The organism is Streptomyces sp. McG3 (genome assembly GCF_018619185.1).
Lineage (GTDB): Bacteria > Actinomycetota > Actinomycetes > Streptomycetales > Streptomycetaceae > Streptomyces.
In genome coordinates this window covers 36,644-43,977 of the sequence record NZ_JAAXYC010000031.1, presented here as the reverse complement: position 1 = coordinate 43,977, position 7,334 = coordinate 36,644, and the positions used below count along the sequence as shown (strand labels likewise).

3 protein-coding genes and 2 pseudogenes are annotated in these 7,334 nt (G+C 65.4%); 3 read left to right on the top strand and 2 right to left on the bottom strand.

Translation table 11 applies throughout. From position 1 onward, the window contains the following. Positions 1-243 precede the first annotated feature (243 nt). Positions 244-411: pseudogene (locus HET64_RS08115) on the bottom strand (pirin family protein); the annotation flags it as partial. A gap of 88 nt (positions 412-499) precedes the next feature. On the opposite strand from HET64_RS08115, the gene HET64_RS08110 reads away from it, so the two are divergent. Beyond that, a complete protein-coding gene (locus tag HET64_RS08110; protein ID WP_251144963.1) occupies positions 500-1,654 on the top strand; it encodes a tyrosine-type recombinase/integrase in 1,155 nt (384 codons plus the stop codon). A gap of 60 nt (positions 1,655-1,714) precedes the next feature. Here the strand turns inward: HET64_RS08110 and HET64_RS08105 are convergent, their stop codons facing one another. Further along, positions 1,715-1,906 carry an AlpA family transcriptional regulator gene (locus HET64_RS08105; protein ID WP_215103369.1) on the bottom strand — a complete coding sequence of 64 codons (192 nt, stop codon included), beginning with the start codon at positions 1,904-1,906 and terminating at the stop codon, positions 1,715-1,717. 227 nt (positions 1,907-2,133) lie between these two features. On the opposite strand from HET64_RS08105, the pseudogene HET64_RS40025 reads away from it, so the two are divergent. Both HET64_RS40025 and HET64_RS08100 read left to right on the top strand, forming a co-directional pair. Continuing rightward, positions 2,134-2,548, top strand: a pseudogene (locus tag HET64_RS40025) (IS5/IS1182 family transposase); the annotation flags it as partial. A gap of 76 nt (positions 2,549-2,624) precedes the next feature. Then, complete coding sequence (locus tag HET64_RS08100) at positions 2,625-7,055, top strand: hypothetical protein (RefSeq protein ID WP_251144962.1); 4,431 nt, start codon at positions 2,625-2,627, stop codon at positions 7,053-7,055. The last annotated feature ends 279 nt before the right edge of the window (positions 7,056-7,334 follow it).

Below are 7,334 nucleotides of genomic sequence, written 5' to 3'. Positions count from 1 at the left end.
GGGCGTGAGGGGCGGGGCGTGATGTACGAGCCCGACCGCGTCGCCTGCTCCGGGGCGCTCAGGCGCTGACGGATGCGGCAAGCCCGACAAGAAGCTCCTGCGGGCCGCCGCGGCCCCGGCCAGAGCCGACCGCTGCCTGCGCTCGGCAGGACGGGGACTCGCACCGAGGTCGTCGCGGACCTGCCGGAGCGAGGACCTCGGCCATCCCCGGGCCGCCGGCCAGGTCTCGGACGTTCCCGTGGATCAGCGCACCCTCCCCCGCGGCTTCAGCGGCACCGCCGGCAACTCAGGGGCAGGCAGCGGAGCCCCGTCGTAGCCCTTGACCTGCCCGAACCGGGTCCCCTCCATCCAGTCCCGGCGGGCCTGTTCGATCTCCTCCTGCGAACGTCCGATCCAGTTCCAGAACATAACATCGATTTTCCGTTTCATCCCAGCTCAGGGGCTTGATCGATCATCCGGGGTCAGCAAAAGGTCAGCAAGACGCCCGGGAGTCGACAACATGGCCACCATTAACCTCGTCCGCGGCATGGGAAGCTTCTTCAAGGAGTGCGAGCACCCTGAAAGCCGATGGCCGAAGTGCCCGCACGATTACAAGATCCGCTACCGCAACGCGGCCGGACGGCAGGCCGAGGAATCCGGCTTCTCCACCCAGGAGAAGGCGAAGGCCCGCCTCGCCGAGGTCTACCAGGCCCGGAAGAACAGCCCACAGAACCAGCACAAAGCCGAGCGCATCCAGAAGTACGGCCCGATGCGGTTCGAGCAGTACGCCACCGAGTGGAAGGCCAGCCAGCGCGACCTCAGCCCCAGCTCCCGGCGACACCTTGACTCGCTGCTCGTACACCACCTCTACCCCGCTTTCCGGAGCCGCCGGATGGGCACCTTCGACCACAAGGTCGTCGAAGCCTTCATCCAGTCCATGGAGCGCAACGGCGTCGGCCTGGCCACTCAGTCCAACGCCTTCGACAAGCTCAAATCGATCCTGCTGGACGCCCACCGGCTCGGCCTCTACGACGACAACCCGCTCGACGGCGTCAAGCCCCCGCAGTACGACCCCAAGCGCGCCGTCATCCCCTCCCCCACCCAGCTCCACGGCATACGCACCGCCGGCGACGACGTGTTCCGCCTTGTCGCCGGCCTCATGAGCGGCTGCGGTATGCGCAACGGGGAAGCGCTGGCCGTCAACATCAACAACATCGTGGCCGACGACGTGTACCGGATAACCGAGCAGGTCAACCAGACCACGAAGGCCTACGCCCCCCTCAAGCATCGCAAGGTCGGCGACTACCGCGACGTCCCGCTCCCGGCACAGGTTAAGCACTCCATCCAGTGGTACGCGGACACGTACGGCACCATCGACGGCTACCTGCTCCGCAGCCCGCGAGACCTGACCAAGCCGATGCTCAACTACTGGATCGGGAACCAGTGGCAGCGCATGAAGAAGGCCGGCCTCGTCGAGATCCCCGAAGGCATGGTTGTCTACGGCTTCCGCCACTTCTTCGCCTCCAACTGCCTCACCCACAACATCCCCATCACCGACGTCGCGGAATGGATGGGCCACCGCAGCCTCGACATCACCTTCAAGATCTACCGCCACCTCATGCCCGGCTCGATCGGGCGCGCCGCCAAGGTCCTGAACCTCGACCTCGCCGCCTGAACGTGCGAGGCCCCCTCCGCGGCCAAGGAGGGGGCCTCGCACACATCGGATCAAGCGACCTCAACTGCCCGACAGCCGCTGCTGTTTCACCCAGGCTTGAACCTCCGCCACCTTGAACTGAAGCTTGGCGTTCCGCCCACTCCCGAACTTATACGGAACGAGGCCCGCGCGGACGGCTTCGCGATACACCCACGGCACCGACATGTTCAGATACTTCGCGGTTTCCTTGGCACTCAAGAAATTCTGGCTCACTGGGCTTCCTCTCGACGACAGTCAGCAACTGCCGGAGAGAATCACGCGCGAAGAGCCGTTTGGCTAAACCGAAAGTCTACGCTAACGAGCCTTCCACACCCCCAAATAGCCAATGATGAAGGGGGCGGCGGAGCCTGGAGTCGCCAGGGGCGGGACTTGGTCAGGTCGCGGGTAAACCCCAGCCTAAAGCGAACGGCAGAAGGCTGCGGTACGGGTAGTTCCCCTGCATGGGTGGGGTGTTGAGAGCTGAGCTGTTGTGGGTGGAAACATGCACTGGGGTTGCGGATTCGGCAGTCTGATCGACTACCGGACGTCGCCCAGGAGCGGGACGGGGGTGGGCCCGCCAGAGGGCGGCCATTGGTCCTTGCGCTGGCGGACCAGGTCCTGCTGGTGGCCGTGCACAACCCAACCAACCTCGCGATGCGGCAGCTCGCGCCGCTGTTCGGATGCTCACCGACCACCGAGTGCCTGGTCATCCAGCCGCTGGGGCCACTTCGGGCAATCGAGCCCGCGGCACGCTCCGCCAACGCAACGGACCGCCCGTGGATCGTGGGCCGACTCTCCGCACCCGTGCAGGTCATCGTCGACGCCGACACCAGACTGGTGATCGCAACGGCCCGTCCCGCGCCCGGCAACACCGCGATGCCAAACTACGGTGACAATTCGTGCATCACGCACAGGGCGAGGACGGGAAGCCGTCCGGCAGCAAGGGGGACCGATGGCTCCGGAGCCAGGCGGCAAAGCGGATAAGTTGGGCAATCGCTACGAGAGCATGTGGACGATCAGACATGCCCTCTACGTCCTGCGCGGTGAGGGCGAATCGATCACTCTCGAACCGGACGGCATCCTGGGCGAGGGAACCGAGTTCGTCTACCGCTCCAACGGCCGAACCGAGGTACATCAAGTCAAGCGGCAGAACCGGAATGCCAATAGCTGGACTGCGGCTTCGCTCCACGAGAAGGAGATTTGGCGGCATCTCCGCACACACGCCGAGGCCGGTCACGACTTCCACTTCGTGTCCACGGTACCCGCCCGGCCACTCCAGGAGCTCAGCGACCGGGCCCGCAACTCGGATGACTATGCTTCCTTCGTTCGTCACCGGCTGGCGGCCGAAGATCTTGAGACAGCCTTCAAAAAACTCTCCTCCTCGAAGATCTACGGCACCCCCGAGGCGGCATGGCGCATGCTCCGCTCTCTGTGGGTGGAGTGGCCCGACGAGCGGGACATCATCTCGATGAATGCCACCCTCGCGGAACAAGTCCTGGCCGGCGCCCCCGGCCACGTGGCAGCCCTCGCGCTGGGGGATCTTCTCAACGACGCACTGGGCGTTCGTCTCGACGCCGCGGCCATCACCGCCCGGCTCCCGAGGTACAGGCTGCGGCGCGTGCGTCTGCTGGACGGCGGGACCGTGGCCGACGCGGTAGGCGAGGCCACACAGCGCTGGGCAGCGAGCGCCGAACGGGATCTCCTCCAGCAGGTCATCCCCCGCCCGGAGGCTGCCCTGCTGACGGAGCGAGCGGCCGACGGCCCCCAGCTCACCCTGCTCACGGGCGCCGCCGGGGCCGGCAAAAGCGCCGTGCTGTACCAAGCGTTCACCGGTCTGAACGTCGAGGACACTCCGGTGCTGGCGTTCCGGCTCGACCGACTGGGCGCCTTTTCCACCACGACCGAGCTGGGCAAGCGCATCGGCCTGACCACATCGCCTGTCAGCGCGCTCGCCACCTTGGCGGACGGGCGGCCGTCTGTCCTGATCGTGGACCAGCTCGACGCCGTCAGCGTGATGTCTGGGCGCATCCCGAACACCTTCGACGCCGTCGCCGATCTGGTGCGTGAGGCGAGTGCCTATCCCACCATGCGGATCATCCTCGCCTGCCGGGGGTTCGACGCCGAGCACGACCACCGCATCCGACAGCTCACCGATCCGGAGCGCTGCGCCCGCGTCACCGTCGGGGAGCTCGACGACGAACAGATCGACTCGGCCATTCCCGCCATGGGGCTCGATACAGCTGACATCGGCCCTGATCAGCGGCGGCAGCTGCGGTCTCCGCTGCATCTGGTACTACTCGCCCAGGTTGCCGACAAGGAAGGAGCGCTGACCTTCCGGACCACTCAGCAACTCTTCGATTCTTTCTGGAATCACAAGGAGAGGGAATGCCGACGCCGCAATCCAGACGCACGATTCCAGGAAACGGTCTCCACTATCGCCGAGGCCATCAGCCGTCGACAGCAGTTGTCAGTCCCTCACACCATCCTTGACGGAGACGGTCTCTCTGTCAGCAGGGACACGTTGGTTTCGGAGCACGTACTCGTGCATGACGGTCAGCGGATCGCCTTCTTCCACGAGAGCTTTTTCGACTACGCATTCGCACGCGGCTGGGTGCACCGCAACGAGACCCTGGTCGCTTTCCTCACAGGCAGCGAACAGGAGCTCTTCCGACGCAGCCAGGTTCGCCAGATTCTCAGTCATTTGCGGGAGTTGGATCGCGAGCGGTTTGTCGAGGAGTTCGAGGCGCTGCTGTTGTGCCAGGACATCCGCTACCACATCAAGGAAGCGACACTCGCGCTGCTCGGCAGCCTGGAGACGCCGACGGCCGAGGAGTGGGAGGCCGTAGCACGAGTGCTGGAGACTCGGCCCGCTTACCTGGATCGTCTGGTGCACACCCTCACCTGCGTCGGCTGGTTCGCCTGCGCCGACGCCGATGGGGTGATCGAGGACTGGCTCGGTGGGCACGATCCGCAGGCGCGTGCGTGGGCGCTCAGGATCATGACCGGCGCCGTCAAGCAGTACCCCGATCGCGTGGCCGAACTCCTGGCGCCCCACACCGCGCATCCGGAATATCTTCCCTGGTTGCTCGGGATCACTCGTTTCGCCGAGGTTGGAGACAGCAGGCCGCTCTTCGACCTGCTGTTGAGCGCAGTGCGGGCCGGCCGGTGCGCGGCCTACGAGCGCCCTCTCTGGATCTCCGTACGCGACCTCGGCAAGCAGCAACCGGAGTGGGCGGTCGATCTGCTCGTCGCCCATCTCTCTGAGCGACCGGACGCTCTACGGCTCGACGATCACCGACGAGTCACCGCTCTCCTCAGCAAGGATCACTTTGCCCTGCGCTTGGTGGAGCACGCCTCCACCGGTGCTCCCGCATCCTTTTGTACCCGTCTACTGCCCGTTCTTCTGAAGGTCATGGAAGCCACCGCTCATCCTGCGCGAGCCGGCTGGCCTGTCAGTGACGGCCACTTCGCCTTCCGCTGGCCGGACCAGGAGGCCGGGGCGTTGGACTCTGCCCTGCTCAACGGTGCGACCGCGGCACTGCGAGCCAGTGCCCTTGACTCCCCTTCTCAGCTCCGCCCGCTCCTGGAGGAACTGGTGGCCACCCCGTACGAAACGGCACAGTGGCTTCTGTACCAGGCTCTGGATGTTGCGGGAGAGGCCCTCGCCCCATGGTCGGCCGAGCTGTTGCTTGAAGGCCGGCACCGCCTGCTGGCCGGGTATGCGAATCACGCGGTCTGGGGTGCACGCCAGGTCATCCGCTCCGTCAGCCCTTGCCTCCCCAGCGAAACCCTCCGACAGCTTGAGGCAGCCGTGCTCCACCTCCGCCTTCCCCCCAAGGAGGAGCTCTCGCCCTGGGACGAGTTCGCACTGTTGTCCGCGTTGCCCGAGCCGAAGCTCTCGGAGCGAGGGGCTCGGCGCCTGGGGGAGCTCCGCCGCCATGGTGGTGTACGCGAGCCAGAGGAGCCGACGGAATTCACCGTAGGAACCATCGAGTCTCCCATCGCCGAAGAGGCAGCCCGGCGGATGACCGACGCCCAGTGGTTGCGGGCCATGAGAAAGCACCGTGAGGACCACACCGACTGGAAGACTCACACAGGGGGCGTCGGTGAGCTGCGCCAAGTGCTCGAGAGCCAAACGGTTGAGCAACCTGAACGGTTCGCCCGGCTCGCGCTCGACCTGGACCGCGAAATTCACCCCGCGTACGGCGCTTCACTGCTCTTGGGGCTCGGCAAGGCCGAAAAGCTCCGCGACCCGGCACCGGTCTTCGCCGCGGTAAGGCATCTCGGCAGCCTGGGGCTGCCAGAGCACGATCGTTGGCTCGGCCGACCGTTCCAGAAGTACCTGGGGGCCGTACCGCCTGATCTGGTCGAGCTCATCCTCAACAGGGCTCTCCAATCCGACCACCCGGGAAACGAACCAATTGAGCACAGCAACCCTGATCTGTACTTCATCGGCATCAACACAGTCCGAGGAAGTGCCTCCGAAGGCTTGGGCGATTTACTTCTCTACGACTCGGACGGCTCCCGCACCGCGCTTGTGGCTCCCCATCTGCATCGCATAGCGGCCGATCCGTCCCTTGCAGTCCGCTCCTGCTCCGCCCACATCCTCCTCGCCGCCATGCGCCATGCCGGCCCTCAAGCCACCGCAGCGTTCCACGTGCTCATCCGAGCAGATGATGCACTGCTCGCCACTCCGCGAGTGGTGCGCCTCACCGTGGCCGTGGGCTACGAAGATCCTTCCGTGGTCAAGCCGGTGATCCAGCGAATGCTGTCATCCGCCGACGAAGATGTACGGCGCTCGGGCGGATTCCTCGCGGCGCTGGGGGCGATGCAGTGGGACATGCCGGTCCTGTTGCGAGCGGTCCTCGAAGGTGACGACAGCGCACAGCGCGAAGGGGCCGCCGATCTGTGTGCGCAGAGGCTCTCCAGCACCGGCGATCTCGCCCTGGCCCACGAAGCGCTCAGCCAGTTCTTCCACGACCCGAACCAGCAAGTGCGTGAGGCCGCAGCAGCAACAGCTTCAGCCCTGCGGGGCCGACGACTTCGCCCGTTCCGGAAGCAACTCACCGACCTCATGGCTTCGCCGGCCTTCAGCCATGCTCTCCCCCAACTGTTGATCACTCTGGAACAGGCGCCTGATCGAGTCGACGCTCTGATCCTGCAATGCGTCCGTCGCTTCATCGAAGAGCACGGCGCTGATTCCGGGGACATTTCCACCCGTGCAGCAGCAGACGCACACCACATCGGCGAGATACTTGTCCGCGCCTACACTCAAGCTGGCACCGCCTCACGCCGCTCCGACATCCTGAACCTCCTGGATGAATTGCTCCTCAACGGGGCACAGGGGTTGACCGAAGCAGTCAACAGCGTCGGTCGCCCATGAGTCAGACCACACGGATCAACACCAACCCGAAACCTACGCATTACGAGACCGTGAGCGATCATGCTACGTGATGCCTGGCCGTACTACAGAGTGACGTTTTACCTGATCAGAGCATGCGCGGCTGGTTAGTCTGTCCTCGCTGAGGTTACGTCGTCCAAAGGCGTCCGGCCATGGGAGAACGCGTCCATAGCGTCAGCATGGGGCTTCACGCAGCTTGTGGATCCTCTACAGCAACCTGCCTGCGCGCCTCTGCACGCGTCCGCACACCCCCTCCTGCGG